Annotated in this window: 23 protein-coding genes; 7 read left to right on the top strand and 16 right to left on the bottom strand. The window is 38.9% G+C overall.

Annotated features, from left to right (window positions below):
• Nucleotides 1-3: 3 nt before the first annotated feature.
• The 5 genes from apt to MTF66_RS26855 form a co-directional block, all read right to left on the bottom strand.
• On the bottom strand, nt 4-549 hold the full coding sequence (apt, locus tag MTF66_RS26840) for an adenine phosphoribosyltransferase (protein ID WP_008109316.1): 546 nt from the start codon (nt 547-549) through the stop codon (nt 4-6).
• Between the two features lie 155 nt (nt 550-704).
• Nucleotides 705-827, bottom strand: a complete 123-nt coding sequence (locus MTF66_RS38540) for a hypothetical protein (protein ID WP_008109320.1) — start codon at nt 825-827, stop codon at nt 705-707.
• A gap of 72 nt (nt 828-899) precedes the next feature.
• A complete protein-coding gene (locus MTF66_RS26845) occupies nt 900-1,652 on the bottom strand; it encodes a DUF2063 domain-containing protein (protein WP_138623829.1) in 753 nt (250 codons plus the stop codon).
• A gap of 54 nt (nt 1,653-1,706) precedes the next feature.
• On the bottom strand, nt 1,707-2,564 hold the full coding sequence (locus tag MTF66_RS26850; protein ID WP_248529156.1) for a DUF692 domain-containing protein: 858 nt from the start codon (nt 2,562-2,564) through the stop codon (nt 1,707-1,709).
• Nucleotides 2,565-2,628: 64 nt separating this feature from the next.
• Nucleotides 2,629-3,117: a hypothetical protein gene (locus tag MTF66_RS26855; RefSeq protein WP_248529158.1), complete on the bottom strand. Its 489-nt coding sequence runs from the start codon at nt 3,115-3,117 to the stop codon at nt 2,629-2,631.
• Between the two features lie 189 nt (nt 3,118-3,306).
• On the opposite strand from MTF66_RS26855, the gene MTF66_RS26860 reads away from it, so the two are divergent.
• Nucleotides 3,307-4,287: a tRNA-dihydrouridine synthase gene (locus MTF66_RS26860; RefSeq protein WP_138622087.1), complete on the top strand. Its 981-nt coding sequence runs from the start codon at nt 3,307-3,309 to the stop codon at nt 4,285-4,287.
• A 59-nt stretch (nt 4,288-4,346) separates the two neighbouring features.
• Nucleotides 4,347-4,673: a TraR/DksA C4-type zinc finger protein gene (locus tag MTF66_RS26865; protein ID WP_010388576.1), complete on the top strand. Its 327-nt coding sequence runs from the start codon at nt 4,347-4,349 to the stop codon at nt 4,671-4,673.
• 14 nt (nt 4,674-4,687) lie between these two features.
• Here MTF66_RS26865 and MTF66_RS26870 read toward each other — a convergent pair whose 3' ends face one another.
• From MTF66_RS26870 to pyrC, 9 genes are all read right to left on the bottom strand, one after another.
• A complete protein-coding gene (locus tag MTF66_RS26870) occupies nt 4,688-5,731 on the bottom strand; it encodes a DUF885 domain-containing protein (RefSeq protein WP_138622084.1) in 1,044 nt (347 codons plus the stop codon).
• 61 nt (nt 5,732-5,792) lie between these two features.
• Complete coding sequence (locus MTF66_RS26875) at nt 5,793-7,052, bottom strand: tetratricopeptide repeat protein (protein WP_055012926.1); 1,260 nt, start codon at nt 7,050-7,052, stop codon at nt 5,793-5,795.
• Between the two features lie 11 nt (nt 7,053-7,063).
• Nucleotides 7,064-7,678, bottom strand: a complete 615-nt coding sequence (locus MTF66_RS26880; RefSeq protein WP_010388569.1) for an energy transducer TonB — start codon at nt 7,676-7,678, stop codon at nt 7,064-7,066.
• Nucleotides 7,678-8,082, bottom strand: a complete 405-nt coding sequence (locus MTF66_RS26885) for a biopolymer transporter ExbD (protein ID WP_006792384.1) — start codon at nt 8,080-8,082, stop codon at nt 7,678-7,680. The genes MTF66_RS26880 and MTF66_RS26885 overlap by 1 nt, the downstream gene beginning before the upstream one ends.
• 14 nt (nt 8,083-8,096) lie before the next feature.
• Nucleotides 8,097-8,621: a MotA/TolQ/ExbB proton channel family protein gene (locus tag MTF66_RS26890; protein ID WP_010388565.1), complete on the bottom strand. Its 525-nt coding sequence runs from the start codon at nt 8,619-8,621 to the stop codon at nt 8,097-8,099.
• A complete protein-coding gene (locus MTF66_RS26895; RefSeq protein ID WP_010388563.1) occupies nt 8,621-9,985 on the bottom strand; it encodes a MotA/TolQ/ExbB proton channel family protein in 1,365 nt (454 codons plus the stop codon). The genes MTF66_RS26890 and MTF66_RS26895 overlap by 1 nt, the downstream gene beginning before the upstream one ends.
• 6 nt (nt 9,986-9,991) lie before the next feature.
• Nucleotides 9,992-10,762 (bottom strand): DUF3450 domain-containing protein, encoded by a 771-nt coding sequence (locus MTF66_RS26900; RefSeq protein WP_013465204.1) that lies wholly within the window; start codon nt 10,760-10,762, stop codon nt 9,992-9,994.
• A 1,026-nt stretch (nt 10,763-11,788) separates the two neighbouring features.
• Nucleotides 11,789-11,992 (bottom strand): cold-shock protein, encoded by a 204-nt coding sequence (locus MTF66_RS26905; RefSeq protein WP_004588138.1) that lies wholly within the window; start codon nt 11,990-11,992, stop codon nt 11,789-11,791.
• A 410-nt stretch (nt 11,993-12,402) separates the two neighbouring features.
• Entirely contained in the window at nt 12,403-13,443 is a 1,041-nt protein-coding gene (gene pyrC, locus MTF66_RS26910) for a dihydroorotase (protein WP_138622082.1), read from the bottom strand.
• A 206-nt stretch (nt 13,444-13,649) separates the two neighbouring features.
• On the opposite strand from pyrC, the gene MTF66_RS26915 reads away from it, so the two are divergent.
• The 3 genes from MTF66_RS26915 to MTF66_RS26925 all read left to right on the top strand — a co-directional run bounded on the left by MTF66_RS26915 (nt 13,650) and on the right by MTF66_RS26925 (nt 18,163).
• Complete coding sequence (locus MTF66_RS26915) at nt 13,650-16,019, top strand: EAL domain-containing protein (protein ID WP_138622080.1); 2,370 nt, start codon at nt 13,650-13,652, stop codon at nt 16,017-16,019.
• Nucleotides 16,020-16,456: 437 nt separating this feature from the next.
• Nucleotides 16,457-17,344, top strand: a complete 888-nt coding sequence (locus MTF66_RS26920; protein ID WP_138622078.1) for a LysR family transcriptional regulator — start codon at nt 16,457-16,459, stop codon at nt 17,342-17,344.
• A 54-nt stretch (nt 17,345-17,398) separates the two neighbouring features.
• Nucleotides 17,399-18,163 carry a YdcF family protein gene (locus MTF66_RS26925; RefSeq protein ID WP_171043257.1) on the top strand — a complete coding sequence of 255 codons (765 nt, stop codon included), beginning with the start codon at nt 17,399-17,401 and terminating at the stop codon, nt 18,161-18,163.
• Nucleotides 18,164-18,309: 146 nt separating this feature from the next.
• Here the strand turns inward: MTF66_RS26925 and MTF66_RS26930 are convergent, their stop codons facing one another.
• Nucleotides 18,310-19,062: a Nif3-like dinuclear metal center hexameric protein gene (locus tag MTF66_RS26930; protein WP_054201128.1), complete on the bottom strand. Its 753-nt coding sequence runs from the start codon at nt 19,060-19,062 to the stop codon at nt 18,310-18,312.
• 150 nt (nt 19,063-19,212) lie between these two features.
• Between MTF66_RS26930 and MTF66_RS26935 the strand changes: the two genes are divergently transcribed.
• Nucleotides 19,213-19,575 carry a hypothetical protein gene (locus MTF66_RS26935; RefSeq protein WP_010388549.1) on the top strand — a complete coding sequence of 121 codons (363 nt, stop codon included), beginning with the start codon at nt 19,213-19,215 and terminating at the stop codon, nt 19,573-19,575.
• Nucleotides 19,576-19,607: 32 nt separating this feature from the next.
• On the opposite strand, the gene MTF66_RS26940 is transcribed toward MTF66_RS26935, so the two are convergent.
• Entirely contained in the window at nt 19,608-20,084 is a 477-nt protein-coding gene (locus MTF66_RS26940; RefSeq protein ID WP_138622074.1) for an HPP family protein, read from the bottom strand.
• Between the two features lie 101 nt (nt 20,085-20,185).
• Between MTF66_RS26940 and MTF66_RS26945 the strand changes: the two genes are divergently transcribed.
• Complete coding sequence (locus MTF66_RS26945) at nt 20,186-20,761, top strand: TetR/AcrR family transcriptional regulator (protein WP_138622072.1); 576 nt, start codon at nt 20,186-20,188, stop codon at nt 20,759-20,761.
• Nucleotides 20,762-20,787: the final 26 nt, after the last annotated feature.

Below are 20,787 nucleotides of genomic sequence, written 5' to 3' on the forward strand. Positions count from 1 at the left end.
CGATTATTCGCCTTCGAATTCAACCAATTTTAAAATATTGATGCCCATTTTTTCAATACGTTGCTCACCACCAAGCTCTGGAAGTGATACAACAAAGGCAGCATCTGTGGCGTTACCGCCTAATTTTGCAACCAACTTGGCTGTTGCTTCAATTGTACCACCGGTCGCCAACAAGTCGTCAACTAACAAGACTTTATCACCGGCTACAATCGCATCAGTATGAAGCTCTAGTGTATCTTCGCCATATTCGAGTTGGTAATCTTGGCGAATAACTTCGCGCGGTAATTTACCTGGTTTACGAACAGGGATAAAAGGAATTCCCAAAGCATAAGATAGCGGAGCACCAAAAATAAAGCCACGTGATTCAGTGCCGATAATTTTAGTAAAACCTTGGTCTTTATAAGCGTCAATAAATGCATCTATGGTTGCTTTAAACGCTTCAGGGTTTGCCATTAGGGTTGTTACATCGCGAAACATAATGCCCGCTTTAGGATAATCAGCAATTGTAGTAATGCTGTTTTTGATAATTGCTGGTGTTACTTGAGTCATAATTTTAACTGCTCAATGATTAATATTACAAAGCAGGTGATTATAACCTTAAGTGGTCGTAAATTGCGAGTTTGCGATAATTATAAAGTGTCGGGAGAGGGAAGTGATAAAAATGTAAGGCTGATGAAAAACAACAGCCTTAAAATAAAACCTGATTAAGTTAAGCTGGTGATCCAACCTAAAATGGCATTTAAACACCCTATTCCAGCAAATACGGCTAAGAATGCAAAAAAGTAAGCCGCATTGAACGGGTCTTTAAAGTCTTTATCATCTGACATGGGTACAACCTTTTATTAAGCACAACAAATAAAGGCGCTATAATAGACGATGTGAAATAATCAATAAAGAGCTTAGTATTGATTTTTTGTCACTATAATTTGCCGCTGTGCCATAGCTGTTAAGGTACTCAGTGCCCCTTGTGTTATTTGCTCAAGATTAAATTGTGGTGCATTTTCACTAACCTGTTGGCAAACCTGCTCAAACGTACTCCCCGCTTCATTTTCAATAATAGACAGTAGCATGGCGGTCATGGCATTGGTGGCCAAAAATTGCACCTCATCACTCTCATCGCGGTAAACAACAAAGAAATACGGCTGCTCTGAAGGCTGTTGAGGTTGAAACTCTTCACTTATATGTTGCACTGGATAGTCGTAGCTTAAGTTACGCGCTGTTTTAGATAAATACAAAGGAGAATGAGTAAGCTTATTAGTGCTTAGAGGGAGCTCACGGGGGTCAGCCTTCATTACAGACACGTCAAGCTCAATCCATTCATAATGGGCTAGCGCCAGCATAAACACCGGATCAGACTCTCTAGGTACATAGCTTGTCATTAAATAGGTAATAAATTCTTCTCCTATATCTAAAAAATAAGGAGATTGGCAATCATGTTCACTAAAAAATTGACGAACCAGTAATAGCCACTGTTGATCACTATAAAGTGTTTTTAAAACTGGAAATGCCGATGAAACAAAGCCATTAATATTATTAAAAAACAGATCTCGGTAAATAGCCATTCGTCTGTCTTCAACATCGGTTGGACACGGCTGCTTATTAGGCTCTCGAATATGGGCCATAAACTCATTTTGCACATCGATAAAACTCATAATAACGACTCTTATAAAACCCTAAAATAGCAAGTACTTATTAAATTCAAACAGCTAAGCACTTTGTGCTGTTGATAACAACTTAAGGTGCTTTGCCTGTAATTGATGGATTATATCCAGCTCTTTGGTTAACACGTTAATAGGCGGAATATTAAAATCTCGCTCTAGCAGTGTGGGAAAAACACCATGTGCCTGATATGCGCTATCGAGCAATTGCCAGACAGGGTCAATAACATCTGCGCCATGAGTATCTATAATAAGGTCATCAGCCTCATTGTAGTGGCCTGCAACATGACAATAGGCAATTTTATTAGTTGGTAGCCCACTTAAAAACGCTTGCACATCATAACCATGATTAATCGAGTTCACATAAATATTATTAACGTCTAATAGCAACTGGCAGTCTGCGTCTTCTAAAATAGCATTGGTAAATTCAAGCTCTGATAGCTGCTGACCAGGGGCACCATAATAAGACACATTTTCCAGCACAAGTGGTCGCTCTAATATATCTTGAACCTGCTTAACCCGAGAAACGACATGTTTGATCGCTTCTTCAGTAAAAGGAATTGGCATTAAGTCATACATATGGCCTTTACCTGAGCAATAGCTTAGATGTTCGCTATAAGCTTTAATATCGTGGTTATCAAAGAAAGATTTTAACGACTTTATAAATTCAATATCGAGCGGTTCAGGTGAGCCAATAGAAAGAGATAAACCATGACAAACAAAGTGATTATTATTAGTTAACTGCTTAAATTGCTTTTCAAAGCGCCCACCTAGCTTTAACCAGTTCTCTGGGGCCACTTCCATAAACTCAATTTGTTTTGGTATGACATGCTCAAGCTCATCTAGCATTTCTCTTCGCAAGCCTAAACCGACCATGCCAAAGTTAGGCGTTTGATTTTGAGCCATAATAAAACCTCATATTAAATAAAAAGGGCCTAATGGCCCTCTCACTTATCGGAAAAAGAAAAGTTTAGTGGCTACCACCACATTTACCTTCGCCGCATTTGCCTTCTTTTTTGACCTTAGCATCGCCACCACATTTACCTTCGCCGCACTTGCCTTCTTTTTTAGCCTTAGCATCACCGCCGCATTTACCTTCGCCGCACTTGCCTTCTTTTTTGGCCTTAGCATCACCGCCGCATTTACCTTCGCCGCACTTGCCTTCTTTTTTGGCCTTAGCATCACCGCCGCATTTACCTTCGCCGCACTTGCCTTCTTTTTTCGCTTTAGCATCACCGCCGCATTTACCTTCGCCGCACTTGCCTTCTTTTTTCGCTTTAGCGTCGCCGCCGCATTTACCTTCGCCGCACTTGCCTTCACCAGCGTCTAATTGATAACCAGCTACCATTTGTTGAAACTCAAATGGATTAGCTTGAACATTAGTACTCGCCATACTTGCGCTGCCAACAACCACTGCGCCTAATGTTAATGCAATTGAGTTTTTCTTTATTGTATTCATTTTTAATTACCTTTTAAACTTGTTGAACATCATTATAAAAGTAGACCGGTATTAAACTAAAAACTTTCAAATTTTCTATTTTTTTGCAAATAAGTTATTTAACTCTCTATGAACGCTAATAAGCGTTTTATCAATTTATCATTTACAGGTAAACTGGCGCTCCTTTTTTAGTAATACATTAATCACACTATGAAACTTATTTTAGCACCGATGGAAGGTGTCGTTGACTTTAAAATGCGCCAACTACTTACCGACATAGGCGGCTTCGATCTTTGTGTGACCGAATTTATCCGTGTTGTAGATACTTGCCTTCCAGATAAAGTATTTCACCGTTATTGCCCTGAACTTAAAAATGCGGGGCTCACTCGTAGTGGTACTCCAGTTCGCATTCAGTTATTAGGCCAAGTAGCCGACGTGTTAGCAGAAAATGCTGTAAAAGCAATTGGCTTAGGCTCTCATGGCGTTGACTTAAACTTTGGTTGCCCAGCAAAAACTGTCAATAAAAGCAAAGGCGGTGCAGTATTACTCAAAGATCCTGAACATATGTACTCGATTATAAAAACGGTAAGGGATGCCGTTGATGATGAGTATGAGGTAAGTGCTAAAATTCGCTTAGGTTTTGATGATGATAGTAATAGCCAAGAAATTGTCGATGCCGTTGTTAGCGCTGGTGCTAACAGCATTGCAATACATGCACGTACTAAACGCGATGGCTACAATCCACCCGCCTATTGGGAAAAAATCCCTCCTTTAGTCAAAGATAAAAAAATTGCAGTAGTCGCCAATGGCGAAATTTGGCAAATAGAAGATGCACTTCTATGCCAAAAACGTAGTGGTTGCCGTGATTTGATGATTGGTCGTGGCGCTCTTTCACATCCTGATCTAGCAAGAAAAATTAAAGCGCAGGTTAATAAAGAAAGCTACAGTGAACTGACATGGGAAAATATTTTACACCATATTATTCATTCATCTATGCACCAAACAGCCAGCAAAGATACTAAATACTTCGCATCTCGAACAAAACAATGGCTTGGTTATTTAAAACGCCAATATCCACAAGCAGGACTATTATTTGATGAAATTCGTCGTTTAAAAGCCAAGGATGAAGTAGCCGAAGTGTTAAAGAAGTATGCGAAAGCGCCACAATTTGATACAAATCATAACACCTAAGTAAATCTAAATAGATAATAGCAGTATCACTACAAATTAACTTAAGGGTTATACTGCTAATGCATCACCAGCAACGACTAAACGATGAAATAGAAAGTGTTAAAGCAACTATATTAGGTTTGCTGTCACAATCGACTCACCCTACACATCAAAATTTGCTCTGCATCCTAACCCATACATCCAATGAAGAGTGGCTCGATTTAGCCGCTCAACAATTAGGTACTGAGTATAATCCGTTAATTGAACGAATGAACAAGCTTGAAGCAGCTATTAGTCAAATGGATATTGGTCAATATGGCTACTGCTGTGACTGTGAAGAGAAAATATCAGAGCAGCGCTTAGAAAGAGACCCTGCTGCTCAGCGGTGTGATAAGTGCGCTAAGTAGTAGCGCACTTAAATTTAATTGAGTAATTGCGGTGCAAAACTAAATGATTGCCCTGGATAAAAAATAATATCCTCAACTAATATCCTCGCATCTTCTTCACTAATATTTAAACGTTTTAGTAAATTCAAACGCGCTTGCGATAGTGTCCACGCATGATAATGCACCCCAAGATCAGTTTCCATCATAGCCATATAGAGCTGCGCATCGGCAGGTTCTAATTGTGTAGCGTTAGCCCGCTGAGGTAATAGCGTATAACCCGTTGACCAGTCTAAACCCATTATTTTAGAATCAGTTAAAAGTAATTTGGTAAGCTGTGAGGCATTTGAAGCTTCTACCATTGTGTGCTGTTTTTGACTCTGCATTGATTTAAATTTACTATCAATGCGACTTAGCCACTCAAGCGGTGAAAGCACATCATTTGCAAAATAATTTAATTTACTTTGATACCACTGGCTGCCATTAGCAAGGCCAGACAACCCAATGCTGCCTCTTGGCTTATAGTCCGCCAAATAATTGTTTAACTCAGTCAACGCTGCATTAAGTTCAACCGGTGTGTTAGTGCGATTTATCCCTTGTTGCACGTACTTTTTTAAATAGCTATGTTCAACTTTATTTAGCTTTAAATTACTTTGCTCGGCAGCTTCTAGCTGAGACTTTACAAACCTTAGCCATTGCTCAATATTTTTATACTGGGCATCATTTTTCGCCATAGAGAGCATATTAACCAAAACATTTGTTTGTGCAGGCCATGCAAAATAGCGCTCTGGAAATCGCTCAGCAATAACTAAATAATTAACCTGATTGGTTTGCTCTGCTGATAACTGCATTTGCATTAGCTGTTGATAAATGGCGTGGCGACGCTCTAAATAAGCATCTGTAAAAGGGAGCTGCTCATTGCTAAGCTGTGTAATCTGCGAATGCTGCTGCGCACTTAAAGCCGTATTAAGTGATATTAACGCGGTTTGTGCTTCTTCATAAGATGAAAATAAGTCAGCTGGCTTAGAGCAGGATGCTAAAAGCAAACAAAAGAGCAATGAAATAATAGGCGTTTTGTTCATGTTAATTCCAATAAAAAAAGCCCCAATGGGGCTTTTTAAAAATACTAGAGTACATTAAATATTAAATTTTAACACCGTTGCGAGCGGCTTTATCTTTAATATATGTAGCCCAACCTTTTGCAAACCTACGTGTGCTTGGGTCGTCCATAGCTTTAGTAATAGCAGCATGCGCTTGCTTATACTTGCCTTGGTAGTAAAACGCTTCAGCTAAATCTGAATAAATAGTACCTTTCTTTTCAGAGCCAAGCTCTAATGCTTTGTTCAAACGAACAACAGCAGCACTGAATTTTTCAGATTGTAAAAGTAATGAACCTGCTTTGCGGTAAAGCTCAGCGTCATTATCAAATTTAGCAGCTTCTTCGTAGTACTTAGCAGCTTTCTCTATATCTTTCGAACGATGGTAGTTACTAGCAATCGCACTCATGTTTTGCTTAGTGCGTTTAACTTTTTCTTCTTTAACGGCCTTTTCAAGCGTTACAGCTGCTTTATAAGGAATTTCGTTTAAAGAATAAAAGTTAGCTAAAACTTTGTATTCAACTTCGTTTTCAAAGTAACCGTTCTTGTAAGCAACTTCCATAGTTGCTAGGCCTTTTTTATAGTCTTCGGTTTGTAAATAATACTTACCTAAGCCTACCCAAGACTTTTTGTCTTCAGGCCATACACGAACGATTTCTTCAGCAACTTTAACCATATTTTGATATTGCTTTTTCTCAAAATAGGCAGCTAATTTAAGTTGATAAGGAGCTTTATTAGGCTCTTTTGCTAACTTAATTGCTTTGTCTGCCGGCTCAAGAACCTCATTAAATTGTTTAAGCTCATAACTTGCTTGCGCAATACGAGTGTAAACTTTTGGGTCTTCTTCGCCTGTAAAGTCCATCCAATCATAATATGCTTGCTTGGCAGCACTGTATTGTTCAGTACCTGCATACATATCACCTAAGGTTTTTAAACCTTGAGCCTGATCGGCAAAGTTTAATACATCTGGTGCAATCGCTGCTTTCATATACTTAATAGCAACTTTGTACTGCTCTTTTTGAGCGTACATACTGCCCAAGTAACGATTAACAGTTGCTTTGTCAAAGTCGTTAGACGGATCTAACTCTTTCAATAAAGCAATTGCACCATCAACATCATCTTCATTATAGAATTCAAACGCTTTAATTACTTTCTTACCAGTACGTTCGCCCATGATTTTAGTCTTTGCTTTCTTACGCTCTTCAATTTTCGCGTAATCTGGCGCCGCTAAAACAGGTGCAGTCAATACTACACCTGACACAGACATAAGAATTGCAAGTGCAGTTACTTTAGAAAAATTTCTCATTACTCGCCTCCTTAGTTGCCTTGGTTAAGTTTAAAGTCTAGTTGAACTTGTAAACCAACTTGCTTTTGTGGTTTTCCGTCAATGATCTTAGGACGGTATTTCCACTTACGCAATGCACGTTTAGCTTCACGGTCAAAGATACGTTTTGGATCTGCGTCGATTACATCAACATCAATCACACCACCTAACTCATCAATTGTGAATGAAAGTTGAACCCAACCTTCTTTACCATCACGTGCTGCTTGTGTTGGATATTTTGGTTCAATACGAACGATCGGTGTCGCATCACCATCTCGTCCAAATGCACCTGGACCACTTAGCCCACCGGCCGTACTTCCCACATCGATGCTTGGCATATTAAACGACAAGCTCGTACTTGGGTTGCTATTTTCCGGCTGTGGCGGCTGCGGTTTAGGCGGCTGCTTTGGCGGTGGCGGAGGCGGAGGCGGTACACGCTTCCTCTCCTGCACCTTAGATTCAGGCGGATTCGTCATAATTTCGACTATGATCTGCTCTTTTTGTTCCGTATTACGGTCAGCCCCACCAGAGATGAGGTATGCCATGAAGTAGAACAAGCCGAAAGTAACTGCCCCACCTGCAATCAGTGAAAACAGAAAACGAATCATTACTGATCTCCAGCTATTGAAATTCTCAGGTTATCACCTGTCGCTTTAATCTGGTCCATCACTTTAACCACTGTACCGTGTTTTGCTTCTTTATCAGCTTGCAAAATTACAACATCAGTAGGTTGTTCTGCTAATAAACTTTCGATTTTTGCTGAAACACGTTCAACATCAACTTGCTGTTTATCAATCCAGATTGCACCGTCGCTGCGAATTGCAATAAAAATGTTAGCATTTTTTTGCTTCGTAGCTTGGGCAGCTTTTGGTTTATTGACCTCGATACCAGCCTCTTTAACGAACGATGTAGTTACGATAAAGAAAATAAGCATGATAAATACGATGTCAAGCATTGGCGTCATATCTACCGCTGCTTCTTCTTCTTCACGAAAACGTTGTTTACGTGCCATATTTAATTCTCTCTCTAGTGATGAGGCATACTATCTACAAGTTTGGCTTTCACCATTCTCGCTCTTGCCTCAAGGCGTGAGCTAAAGAATACCCCAGATAGTGCCGCAACCATTCCAGCCATTGTTGGGATTGTTGCCATTGATATGCCTGATGCCATTAAACGTGCATTACCTGTACCTTGGGTTGCCATGGTTTCAAAAACCGCGATCATACCCGTAACAGTACCAAGTAAGCCTATTAAAGGACATACAGCTACTAATGTTTTAATCAACAACATACGCTGATCTAATTTTTCAGACGCTTCAGAAATCCATGCTTCACGGATTCTGTGTGCGTACCAAGACGTAGTGTCTTGGCGGGCATCCCACTTGGCTACTATTTCCTTCGTTAAACGAGGAAATTCAGCAAGTAGGAACCAATAGCGCTCAATCATTAAAACCCACATAAGAAAGAGTGCTATCGCGACCACGTATAATACCTGGCCGCCTGTGCCAACAAAATCCCTGATAGATTCCCAGATCTCCATCAGGACTAGCATTAGGCTTTCTCCTTCTCCGCGTGAGTCGCGATGATACCCGCGCTTTGCTCATCAAGGATGTGTAATACCGACTTACTACGACCTGCAACAATAGAGTGAAGTAGGATAAGTGGTAGAGCTGCAATTAGACCTAGCGCTGTAGTTACAAGTGCTAGAGAGATGTTACCAGCCATGATCTTCGGATCGCCCGTACCGAACAATGTGATTGTTTGGAACGTTAAGATCATACCGATTACCGTACCTAGTAGACCTAGTAATGGTGCGATAGCAGCAAGGATCTTGATGATGTTAATACCCGCTTCGATGCGTGGCGTTTCACGTAGAATCGCTTCATCAAGTTTAAGCTCAAGGTTTTCAACATCTTGGTTTTTGTTGTCAGAGTACACTTTAAGAATACGACCCAGTGGGTTATTTGTATTCGGTGTAGACAAGTTCTTAAGCTGACCTTTGATCTTAGAAGTAGTAAGCGCTAAATCAACGAAACGTACTAAGAAGATTAAAAGACCTACAACGAGTAATACTGTGATGATGTAACCAACTTCAGCACCTTGCTCGTAGTACTCCATAAGAGACTTTTTCTGCGTGTTGATACGTAAAATTGCACCACGTGTAGGATCCACGTATACGCCAGCGTAGTTATCAGCTGAAGTACCTTCTAGATCAGAAATACCTTTAAGGATATAGCTATCAGGTTGCTTACCTAGAGGCTGGATAGATTTAGTCTCTGGTGAGTAGATTAAGTAGCCGTCGTCTGTAACTAAGTTGAAGTTACCGATACGTGTTACTTTTTTCATAGACGGGTTACCGTCAAGACCTGCAACTTCAGTTTCAAACGTTGAAACTTTTGCTGATTCAGTCATTTCTGTTTGAAGTGAAATCCAAAGCTCTTCTAATTCACGAACAGTTGGAAGTTCTTTAGCGGCTGCTAATGAACGAAGTACTTCAGCACGACCTGGTTTTTCAGCACTTACTAAAGATGCTTCAATTGAACCAATCGCGTCAGCTGCTGCACGACGAACAACACCAAACATTTCACCTAACGTACCTTGCGCGTTTTGAAGAGCTTGCTCTTTTTCCGCTAAAGTATTTTCGTTTTGTGCATATTCTTTGCTAAGACGATCACCACGTGCTTTTTCAGCAGCTAGTTGGCTTTTCGCTTTGTTAAGTAACGCTTGCTTATCAGCACGATCTGACAAGAACTCTTGTTCACGTTGCTTATTGATTTTTCCTTCAGAGATACGCTCTTGCTTTACTTGCTCAAGAATTTTATCTAAAGCGTCAGTATTTGCATGTGCATTAAGCGCGGTACCGGCAGAAACAGACAGTACTGCTGCAACAGCAAAACCTTTAAATAGTTTCTTCATTATTGATTACTCCGCGCCAAAAATTGGTAGTTTAACAAGTTCTAGTGTCGCTTGCTTACGTGCCATACGGATCACTTCTTTAACAGGTTTTAGGTATTCTTCACCTAATTCTTTCCACTGTTTAGTGTTGTTATCCCACACCCAAGCGTGTTTTAGATCGAATGATTGCGCTACGTAAGTAATACGACCTAAACGACCGATATCTACGTTAATGCTACGACCATCAACATCTAAAGTACCTTGAGAAGCAGTTACAGCTGAGCTGTATGCTGTTTCAACAGTGTACGCTTCAAGAACCTGACGGAACTTCTCAGACGTTGTTACAGATGCAGATGCCATGATCTCACGTAATCTTTCAACGCGTCCAAGACGAGTTTCAAGGTTAAATGGAACGTCCGCTTTGATGAATTGCTCAAGCGTATCGATCATGCGATACATCAAAGGCACAACGTTTTGTTTAGTGTTATCGATAGTCGCGATTTGACGATCGAACGATGCGATAGACGCGTTTTGGTCTGCGACCAAACGTGCTACGTGATCGTTGTACACTTTCATAAGTTCAGTCTCATCAACGATGCTACGGTACTCAGCGATTAGCTCCTGAGTTTGACCATATACATTGTCAATTTTAGTTTGAGACTTAACCGCAGCCTTTTGAATTGTTTGACCTGCTTTTTGCACGTCATTCAAAGGATCTGCAATCACATTGCTGCTTGCAAATGCAAAAGCGCCAACCAACGCAGTTGCTACAAGACTCTTTCTGATTTTAACAGACATAGTTCCCAACCAATTAAGTAATGTTACTTTTATAATTTAATTATCAACCCGCTAAGGGGAAGACAACCCTGATATCTTTTAATAGATATCAACTTACCAATAATGCTAAATGCATTAAGTCATGTCAACTTCATGTTTAGCATAACCTATAAATAAATCAGCTTGTTTGTAAGATATTTACTGGGCCCGAACAAAAAAATTAACATTATTATAACTAACGTGATAAACACAATTTCTGCAAGCCCTGATATAGTAAGAATAACGATAACCACCACCGTTAATGTAAACAAAAATATAACATTTAAAATTAACTTAATCGTTGCTGAAAAAAAATTAAAAATAAGCTAATTTTCTGTCCCGAATATTCATTTTGAAGCTTTTTTAAGACTTTTTAGACCAAAAATACAGCTAATCGTTATTATTAGGTTATTCATCGCATCATAATAATGACGTGCAGATTTATTAAAAAGCAATACAAAGGGGGGGAAGGTAATTACAAAAAATCATTTTTATTAACACCTGTGTTTTTTCATCCAATTAATATAACGCTCCCTGGCCACTGTTAATATTTTCATAGGTACGAATGCCAATCCTACACACTTTTAAGCTTTTATTAACCAATAGGATTTGCAGTGATAACGCTGATAGGTTCACTGTAACGTTAAGTAATACCAACTCGCTTAATTAAATGAGCTATTTTTAAAAAGGAAAACTATGTAGATAGCAAGGCAAAAAATTTACTTGTTTTTTTCTAGACGAGAAATTTTTAACGCAGTTATCGACTCATCTGCCCTCTCAATATGGTTAAGTATTTTACGTAATGGCACAGCTAATATGTAGTTGGCCGATGAAATACTCAAAGCACGAAGTTTTATAAACATATAGATAAAATGAGGGTTTAAAGGAATTATAGCTACTAAAAGAATTAGGGCGTTACAGAGGAGTAAATGAGTTTTGTAGATGTATATAAATTATGGTGAAACAGGTTAGTGCTTCACCACGATGAACTTAGGTTCACATAATAAATTATGCTACTTCTACGTTCTCAGCTTCTGGGCCTTTTTGACCTTGCTTGATGCTGAAAGTCACTGCTTGACCTTCGCTAAGAGTGCGAAAACCAGAACCAGTGATTGCGCTGAAATGTACAAACACGTCAGGACCATTTTCTTGTTCAATGAAACCAAAGCCTTTAGCTTCGTTGAAAAATTTTACTTTACCAGTAACCGACATACTAAATTTTCCTGTAAGTCAATAATTAAAATTCAGCCATATAATTATGGCAATATCCTCCCTGAGTCAATGCCCAAAAAACTGGAGGTGATAGTACAGGAAGAAGTAATAACCAAACCGGTAACCTTAAACGCAGCACAATACCGTAATTCAATACGCAAAAACTCAAAGCCAATTAAGGTTAACACATTAATATTTTTTTAGCTCTATTAATTGGGATTTATTTTTGAAGATTCATCGATTTATTACTTTCTTTATAAGTTTCTAATTTTTATAAGGATAAACAACCTAAAAGTTGTGTTTTTTATAAGCAGATTATAAATTTTTAAAATAGGGTTCCTCCAAAACGCTTTTTTGGTAATTGAAAATAAAAAACCACCTTAGTTTAGGTGGTTTTAGCTTAATCTTTACTATTTAACTTGCCAGTCAATAACACTATCGGCTTTAATCGGTACTACTTCTGAGTCGCCTAGCGAATAGCTAGACGGCACTGTCCAAGGCGCTTTCTCCAAGGTAATAGTGCCTGTATTACGCTCAAGGCCATAAAAGTCTGGACCAAAGTGGCTTGCAAAGCCTTCTAACTTATCAAGCGCTCCTGCCTCTTCAAAAGCTTCAGCATAAAGTTCAATAGCTGCATGCGCGGTATAAGCACCGGCACAACCACATGCTGCTTCTTTTTTATCTTTATAATGTGGGGCTGAATCCGTGCCTAAAAAGAATTTTTTACTACCACTTGTCGCTGCAGCCATTAGCGCTTGTTGATGAATGTTACGCTTTAGTATAGGTAGGCAGTAATAATGTGGGCGAATGCCCCCAGCTAACATATGGTTGCGGTTATATAATAAATGATGCGCAGTAATTGTAGCTGCTACATTATCCGAGGCATTTTCAACAAACTCTACTGCATCTTTAGTGGTTATGTGTTCAAGAACAATTTTCAGCTCAGGAAAGTCTGCGACAACGTCGCCTAAAATAGTGTCTAAAAATACTTTTTCACGATCGAATATATCAATAGAAGAGTCAGTGACTTCACCATGGACAAGTAAAAGCATGCCAACCTCTTGCATTGCTTTTAATACTGGGTAGATATTTTTTACTGATGTTACACCAGAATCCGAGTTAGTTGTTGCACCCGCTGGGTACAATTTAGCTGCAAAAATTTTACCTGTCGCTTTTGCTTTTTTTATTTCATCAGGCGTCGTTTTATCAGTAAGGTAAAGCACCATTAAAGGTTCAAACTGCCCTTGTGGTTTTGCAGCCATAATTCGCTCTCGGTACGACAATGCGGTTTCTGTACACGTAGCTGGCGGAACTAAATTTGGCATAATTATCGCGCGGCCCATATAACGGCTAATGTCACGCACCGTATCTTTTAACTGATCCCCATCGCGTAAATGCACATGCCAATCATCGGGTCTAGTAATCGTTAAAGTTGTCATTTTGCTCGTCATCGTAAAGTCCTAATGCTTAAGTTAACTGATCATAGGCATATGGTGTTTTCGAGTAAAGGGCTTATTAGAAATAATCCTTAGATACTACATTTAAAGTTAACTTTACACTTGATGATTCTCATTTAACGTTTTATTTTGTAGAAACGTTAATATTAGGTTAACGTATGTACCTTTAATAATAATTATAAGGCCTCCCAAAGCTGCTTATGTCGAACACTATCGATACCACTAAAGCGCTCGAAACTAAAACGGATCAATTGAGTATAATCAATCAGTTCTCGTCAAGTTTATTGCAACTGAATACGTTAGAAGCGCTTTTTAGTTATGTCACTACACAGGTTGTTAATCGACTTGGGTTTGTAGACTGCGTTATTTACTTAGCAGATGACAGCCAATCTTTGCTGAATCAAGTAGCTTCTATGGGTATTGAAAGCGAACATATCAGTTATCAGTCTGAACGCAAAATCATTCGCTTTAGCGAAGGCATAACAGGCTATGCAGCATCCACAGGGCAAGCATTAATAATTGGTGATGTAAATAAAGACAGCCGTTACATAGCTGATGAACGCCCTGCCCAATCAGAAATATGCGTCCCCTTAATATACAAAGATCGCGTGCTTGGGGTTATAGACTGTGAGCACCCAATAAAAAATTACTTTACTAGTTCGCATTTAGAGATTTTAACTACGGTAGCTCATTTATTAAGCGCAAAAATCAATCAAGTGAATACCGTTAATAGCTTGCAAGACACAGTAATGCAGCTCAACAATGCACAAAAATTAGAAAGCAGCCTACTGCAAATAGCTAACTTAACCTACAAAGCACAAAATTTAGATACGTTTTTTAAATCGCTGCATGTAATTATTGACAGCTTATTGACTGCAAGTAACTTTTTTATTGCGTTGTACGACAAAAAAGAAGATGCGCTCGACTTTGTTTATACCGTTGAAGGCGGTGTACAAACAAATACCCATAAAATAATTTCCAAAGATCAACTAAAAGAAACAGCCTCTTATTATTTGCTGATTAATGAACGACCATTACTACTTAATAAACAGCAATATCATGAACATATTGCACAAGGCCATTTTAAGTTAGTAGGTGAACAAGCTGATTCATGGTTAGGTGTGCCTTTTAAAGTTAATGAGCGTATGAGTGGCGTCATTGTTGTACAAAGTTATGACGAACAACATTACTACAATGAGCATGATAGCTCGTTGCTAACCTATGTAAGTCGTCAAATAAGCATGGTTATAGATAGGCATTTAGCCCGCCAAGAGCTGGAGCACAAAGCGCTGCACGATGAGCTAACTGGGCTGGCAAACCGTTCGCTACTGATTGAAAGAATGAAGCATGCGATTTTACGCCTAAACCGCGCTCAAAAAGGCACTTTTCATGCCCTGCTTTATCTTGATTTTGATCGCTTTAAGAGTATTAATGATTCGTTAGGTCACGAAGTAGGTGATCACTTTTTAATTGCTATTTGTAAACTCATTACTCAAACGGTACGCAATACCGATACCTTTTCTCGCTTAGGTGGCGATGAGTTTGCTATTTTTATGGAAAACCTCAGTCATCGTGACCAAGTAAACGATGCTCTTACTCGCATTAAAACGGCACTATCTGAACCAGTTAATATTGATGGCCATTTACTGCAGCCCTCCACCAGTATTGGCGTTGCATTTAGTGACAGCGTAGACGATGAAGCATTTGTATTATTGCAACAATCAGATGCGGCTATGTATGAGGCAAAATCATCAGGGCGTGGCCAAGTTAAATTTTTTAATAACGTGATGCGCAATAAGCTAAAAACGCATGCAGATCTTGAAAACGATTTACAGCACGGTATTGAGCATAATGAATTTGAACTGTATTTTCAGCCTATCTTTACTATTAACAGTGGCGAGGTTATAGGATTTGAAGCTCTCGTACGTTGGCATCACCCAAAAAAAGGGTTTATATCACCGAACGACTTTATTCCAATTGCTGAAAAGACCGGGCAAATTATTAACTTAGATTTGCATTTACTAGACCTCGCAGCGCAACATATTGCTTTGTGGCAACAACAAGGGCATCGCTTTTTACGTGTCACGGTTAATGTATCTTCTCGACACTTTGCCAGTTTAGAATTTGTAGAGCAGCTCCATAGTATTTATAAAAAACACCACCTACCACTGGGCTCATTGTGCCTTGAGATAACTGAATCGGGACTGATCGAAAATTTAGAATTAGCGACGCAAATTATACAAGGGTTATCACCTTTAAAAGTGTTGCTTTGCCTAGATGATTTTGGCACAGGCTATTCTGCTCTAGGCTACTTGCACCAACTGCCAATTCATGTGATGAAAATTGATAAAAGCTTTATTGATAACTTAAAAACCACTGCTAACCCATTAATAGATGCTATCTTAACCTTGGCTATTTCTTTAGATCTTATTGTTATTGCAGAAGGAATAGAAACCGCTGAGCAACTTACTATTTTACAAAAAACCCAATGTGATTATGGGCAAGGCTTTTTAAAATCAAAACCTGTTACAGCAACAGAGGCCATAGCATTAATACACAGCCCTCTTTAATGGCTAGGCACAGCTGGAATTTACAACCAAGTATTTAGGATTAAACTGACCACTGTGCTTACTCGCTTTAATACCTTAATAATTTAACCTCGTTTGTAAGAGCATACCAATTAAACCTTGATTCTAACCTCAACAGCATGTTTTACAACAACACATTAATCGCTAAACATGCATAACTTACTCCATAACCAAATTCACACTGCTTTATTTTAATTTCAGCTTAACTATTTAAACCCGATTTAACATGAGCTAAATTCAACAATAAACAAATAACAAAACAATATTTGACTATGCAAAGTTAATAAATTTAATGTTTGCAGTAAAAAACACACCAAACCTCACTTTTATAGCCATCTAGACGTTGAAACGATTTTTATATAAGCGTAGTATGTAGTTAATCTAAGCAATACTCACCATACCCATGAGATTTATTAAAGATGATTGACATTAAACACCTAAAAACTATAGCGACCCTTAAAGAAACGGGATCGTTAGTTAATACAGCCCGCGAGCTATTTTTAACTCAGTCAGCTTTATCGCATCAGATCAAAGATTTAGAAAATAAATTAGATTGCCAGTTGTTCGAACGAAAAACTCAACCCGTCCGATTTACACCTCAAGGTATGTTATTACTTGAATTAGCACACGAAATATTACCTAAGTTAGAAGCTACTAAATGCCGATTAAAAGAAAGTTTAAATCAGCCAATCTCACAACTGCGTCTAAGTGTTGAATGTCATGCCTGTTTTCATTGGCTATTGCCTACTATTAAAGAGTTTAATAATTTTTGGCCTGACATAAAGATTGATTACGAACGTGGTTTTAGTTACGACGCCATCCCAGACTTATTAAATGATGAATTAGACCTAGTGCTTACCTCAGATGTGCGTGAACCCGACAAACTAGAATACGCCCACCTATTTGACTTTAAACTTAAGCTAATAGTGGCACCGGATCATGACTTAGCTAAAAAAGCCTACGTAACTGCGCTTGATTTAAAAAACGAAACGATTATTTCTTACCCGATTCCCCGTGAGCGCCAAGATATATTTAAGCATTTTATTCAAAATGCACGTTTTGACGGCACGCTTAAAACAGTTGATCAGGGCTTACTTATATTTCAATTAGTCAGTGCAGGTATGGGTGTAGCCGCCCTACCTGATTGGCTAGTTACTCCATATGAAAGCCAAGGGCTAATTAAGTCAATTCCACTGGGCGCGCTTGGTTTAACCCGTCAGATGTACTTAGCGATGAAAAAAGACATGAAAGACAATCCGGTTTACCGTCATTTTTTAAATACCTGTAAATTAAATAACGGTCGATAAATCTAAAACTTATGAGTAACATGTTAGTAAATATATTCAACCGTGTTACTCATTATGTTTGAACTTAAAAAAATATTGGGCGGTTTACTCATGCCGTTACCATTACTAGGTTTACTTAGCCTAATACTGCTTATTTTTGCACTCAAACAGCGAAAGCTTGTTATTACCTTGTCTTTTTTGAGTCTTGCAACCTTATTACTTGCCAGTACGCCCTGGGTTGCCAACTTATTGATTAAACATAATCAACCTACTTCATTGGCTTTTAGTATCAATGAGCACCCTAGCATAGATAAAATTGTGGTACTTGGCTGCGACATAAACCCTAACCCAGCCCTTAGTGCTAACAGCCAGCTAGGAAATTGTGCATTAACACGTTTAGTGGAAGGTATTAGGCTCGCTAATATATATCCGCGAGCTCAGTTAATTGTATCAGGTGGGGGTTATGAAAAAGTCACCAACAGCGCACTTATGTATAAAACGGCAATTAGCTTGGGTATGAATAAAAGTCGCATTGTACAAAATCCAAACGCAATGGACACAGCGCAAGAAGCCGCATTTTTAGCCTCAAAACTTGTTGACTATAATACCGTTTTAGTTACTTCTGTAAGCCATATGCCCAGAGCAATAAATTTATTTAATGCTCAAGGCATCACTGTGATCCCCGCAGCAACTGACTACCACAACTTTGCAGCGTACCCTTGGTATAAGCAACTCATACCCAACGCAAAAGCATTACTAGTAGTGACTCAATTTGCCCATGAAGTACTTGGCGATACATGGATAAAAATACGTCGTACAATAAATCCTGAAGCCCTTTGATTTTTTATTGTTGATGGGTTTTAACCTCAGCGGAAACTCTTTATAACATATTAAAGTAATAAGTTATTTTAACTTTAGATTTTAAAGAACCTACTCAAGTTAAGTATGAATAGGTTACTTAGACGGCATTGTATTTACGGCAAAGCTTACACTGGGTTGTCTATATCAATAAATGTTACATCAAAGCCATATTTATCAGCAAGGTATTCACCCAGCGCTTTAATACCGTATCGCTCTGTGGCGTGGTGGCCAGCAGCAAAAAAGTCGATATTTTGCTCGCGAGAGCTATGTATTGTTTGTTCTGACGCTTCACCGGTTAAGTAAGCATCTAGCCCCTGCTCAGCTGCTAAATCTATATAGCCTTGCCCGCCACCAGTGCACAGGGCAATAGTTTCAATTTTATCATTACGCACTAAACTTGTCAGAGGCTCGCGATTAAGCACTTGGTTTATTTTTTTAGCAAATTCGCACCCCGTTAGCGGCGTTTTTAACCGCCCTTTCATCGCGACACTGTTATTGACTGGCTCTAAACCTGCTTCAATCTCAATATCGAGTAATTGCGCTAGCTGAGCGTTGTTGCCGATTTCAGGGTGAATATCTAATGGCAAATGATAAGCAAATAAATTGATGTCGTTAGCTAAAAGTGCAGCCACACGACGTTTTTTCATGCCAATGATAGGTTGTGACTCGCCTTTCCAAAAATAGCCATGGTGTACCAAAATGGCATCGGCATTTTTTTCAATCGCGGCATCAATAAGTGCTTGGCTTGCCGTTACACCCGTTACTATGGTGCGTATCTCATCTTTACCTTCTACCTGAAGTCCGTTTGGACAAAAATCGTTAATGGTTTCTGGCTTTAACAGGGTATTTAATAGTTGATTAAATTCTCTACGTTGCATACTACTTACCTTACTTTGCACTGAATTTTGTACAAATTTTGGCGGTTATGCGCTAAAAATGAAAGGAAAATCGCAAAAAATTGAAAAACAGTTCTAAAATAGGTATAAATACCTCTTCTTTATCTGTGTAAACAACGTATAGGGTCTCTGATGAGCAAACTAGACAAAACAGAAGTGTTATCTGCCTTTGAAGCTGCATATGAAGCTGCCAACGGTAAAAAACCTGAAATAACAACTAAACCTGGCTGGTACAGCGTTGATGGCGGCAAGAATATGCGCCTAGCTGATGTAGCAGAGCTGACTAAAGAATTAAGCTCTGGAAAGTCTACAAAAAAAGCTGCAGTAAAAGCACCCGCTAAAAAAACTAAAAAAGCTGCTCCTGTAAAAGCACAGAAAAAAGCGCCTTTCACCGTGATCACTGAGAACGAAGAAGGTTACACAGCAGAAGAGCTTTGGATAGTAGAGCTTGCTCGTAAAGATCACGACTGTCGCCTACCGCGCGGTGTAGTGTAATTCACTGAGTGCTCAGTATAAAAGAAACCGCGTTAAGCGGTTTTTTTATGTTTAGTTTCTATCAATAGCTGCAAAAACCACGTCGCGACAAAACCACACACCACAATAAACACTGTCCCGGCAAGTACTGGCATTATTAAAAAATCCCAACTTTGGCTAGACTCAATAATTAAGATAGGGTTTGCACCGGCAGCAGGGTGAATGGTTTTAGTAATCATCATCAAAGTTATAGCAATACCCACAGCCAGCCCAATCATGATCGCACTATCAGCACTATAATAGCTAAAAACAACCCCAATCATTGCGGTCAGCATATGCCCCCCTATTACGTTTTTTGGCTTAGCTAATGGGCTATGTGGTACGCCAAAAACAAGCACAGCTGTTGCGCCGAATGGCGCCATTAACCAAATACCGTAATCACCCATATAATTTAGCCACGCCAAAAAAGCCAAAACAAAAGTAGAAAAAACACCTGCGATTAATGCCAACTTTATTTGCTCACTATGCATATTACCTCCTCAAAAGTAGACCGATTTGTCTACACCTGCAATATAGACAAGTCGGTCTACCTATGTCAAGCTGTGTTTTTACTGCTCAAATTTGGAATATCATGAATAAACAACAACAAATAATCAGTACGGCACTGAGCCTTTTTTATAAAAAGGGTATACACGCTGTTGGTATTAATGAAATTTTAGCTGTATCCGGCATTGCAAAAAAAACCTTATACAAGCACTTTGAAAGCAAAGATGCGCTTATTTGTGCTTGTTTAGTCGCACGCGACATGTGCTTTAACGCTTGGCTAAAAAAAATATGTCTACAACCAAGTGCTATATTAGTCGCGCAAGCAATTTTTTTCGGACTGAAAAAGTGGATTAATAATGAGGTTTCAGAGTTAGGTAACTTTAATGGCTGTTTTTTTATTAATACTGCAGCTGAATACCCTATAGAGAATGACCCTATTGCCAAACTTTGCAAACAGCATAAGCAAACGAACTTTGAGATTATACTATCAGCTCTTTTAGAAACCCCTGAATTTGCTCATAATAGAGAAAAAGCAATTGAAGCCGCACACAATTTACTCATTTTAAAAGAAGGATTTATAACTAGAGCGAGAGTGATGCATGATGTATCAGTAGCTCCACCTAGTGATAATATTTTAAAAGCGATAGTAGCAGTTGGTTAAATAGGTAAACACAATATAAAAAAAGC

The sequence above is a fragment of the Pseudoalteromonas sp. 2CM39R genome, from assembly GCF_023161845.1.

Excerpts from the sequence above, each read along its gene's own strand:
- MTF66_RS26905 (WP_004588138.1), bottom strand. The coding sequence starts at position 11,992 with ATGTCGGTTACTGGTAAAGTAAAATTTTTCAACGAAGCTAAAGGCTTT.
- MTF66_RS26900 (WP_013465204.1), bottom strand. The coding sequence starts at position 10,762 with ATGTCTGTTAAAATCAGAAAGAGTCTTGTAGCAACTGCGTTGGTTGGC.
- MTF66_RS26895 (WP_010388563.1), bottom strand. The coding sequence starts at position 9,985 with ATGAAGAAACTATTTAAAGGTTTTGCTGTTGCAGCAGTACTGTCTGTT.
- MTF66_RS26945 (WP_138622072.1), top strand. The coding sequence starts at position 20,186 with ATGAATAAACAACAACAAATAATCAGTACGGCACTGAGCCTTTTTTAT.
- MTF66_RS26940 (WP_138622074.1), bottom strand. The coding sequence starts at position 20,084 with ATGCATAGTGAGCAAATAAAGTTGGCATTAATCGCAGGTGTTTTTTCT.
- MTF66_RS26935 (WP_010388549.1), top strand. The coding sequence starts at position 19,213 with ATGAGCAAACTAGACAAAACAGAAGTGTTATCTGCCTTTGAAGCTGCA.
- MTF66_RS26875 (WP_055012926.1), bottom strand. The coding sequence starts at position 7,052 with ATGAGAAATTTTTCTAAAGTAACTGCACTTGCAATTCTTATGTCTGTG.
- MTF66_RS26880 (WP_010388569.1), bottom strand. The coding sequence starts at position 7,678 with ATGATTCGTTTTCTGTTTTCACTGATTGCAGGTGGGGCAGTTACTTTC.
- MTF66_RS26845 (WP_138623829.1), bottom strand. The coding sequence starts at position 1,652 with ATGAGTTTTATCGATGTGCAAAATGAGTTTATGGCCCATATTCGAGAG.
- MTF66_RS26865 (WP_010388576.1), top strand. The coding sequence starts at position 4,347 with ATGCATCACCAGCAACGACTAAACGATGAAATAGAAAGTGTTAAAGCA.
- MTF66_RS26885 (WP_006792384.1), bottom strand. The coding sequence starts at position 8,082 with ATGGCACGTAAACAACGTTTTCGTGAAGAAGAAGAAGCAGCGGTAGAT.
- pyrC (WP_138622082.1), bottom strand. The coding sequence starts at position 13,443 with ATGACGAGCAAAATGACAACTTTAACGATTACTAGACCCGATGATTGG.
- MTF66_RS26870 (WP_138622084.1), bottom strand. The coding sequence starts at position 5,731 with ATGAACAAAACGCCTATTATTTCATTGCTCTTTTGTTTGCTTTTAGCA.
- MTF66_RS26855 (WP_248529158.1), bottom strand. The coding sequence starts at position 3,117 with ATGAATACAATAAAGAAAAACTCAATTGCATTAACATTAGGCGCAGTG.
- apt (WP_008109316.1), bottom strand. The coding sequence starts at position 549 with ATGACTCAAGTAACACCAGCAATTATCAAAAACAGCATTACTACAATT.
- MTF66_RS26860 (WP_138622087.1), top strand. The coding sequence starts at position 3,307 with ATGAAACTTATTTTAGCACCGATGGAAGGTGTCGTTGACTTTAAAATG.
- MTF66_RS26930 (WP_054201128.1), bottom strand. The coding sequence starts at position 19,062 with ATGCAACGTAGAGAATTTAATCAACTATTAAATACCCTGTTAAAGCCA.
- MTF66_RS26925 (WP_171043257.1), top strand. The coding sequence starts at position 17,399 with ATGTTTGAACTTAAAAAAATATTGGGCGGTTTACTCATGCCGTTACCA.
- MTF66_RS26850 (WP_248529156.1), bottom strand. The coding sequence starts at position 2,564 with ATGGCTCAAAATCAAACGCCTAACTTTGGCATGGTCGGTTTAGGCTTG.
- MTF66_RS38540 (WP_008109320.1), bottom strand. The coding sequence starts at position 827 with ATGTCAGATGATAAAGACTTTAAAGACCCGTTCAATGCGGCTTACTTT.
- MTF66_RS26920 (WP_138622078.1), top strand. The coding sequence starts at position 16,457 with ATGATTGACATTAAACACCTAAAAACTATAGCGACCCTTAAAGAAACG.
- MTF66_RS26915 (WP_138622080.1), top strand. The coding sequence starts at position 13,650 with ATGTCGAACACTATCGATACCACTAAAGCGCTCGAAACTAAAACGGAT.
- MTF66_RS26890 (WP_010388565.1), bottom strand. The coding sequence starts at position 8,621 with ATGCTAGTCCTGATGGAGATCTGGGAATCTATCAGGGATTTTGTTGGC.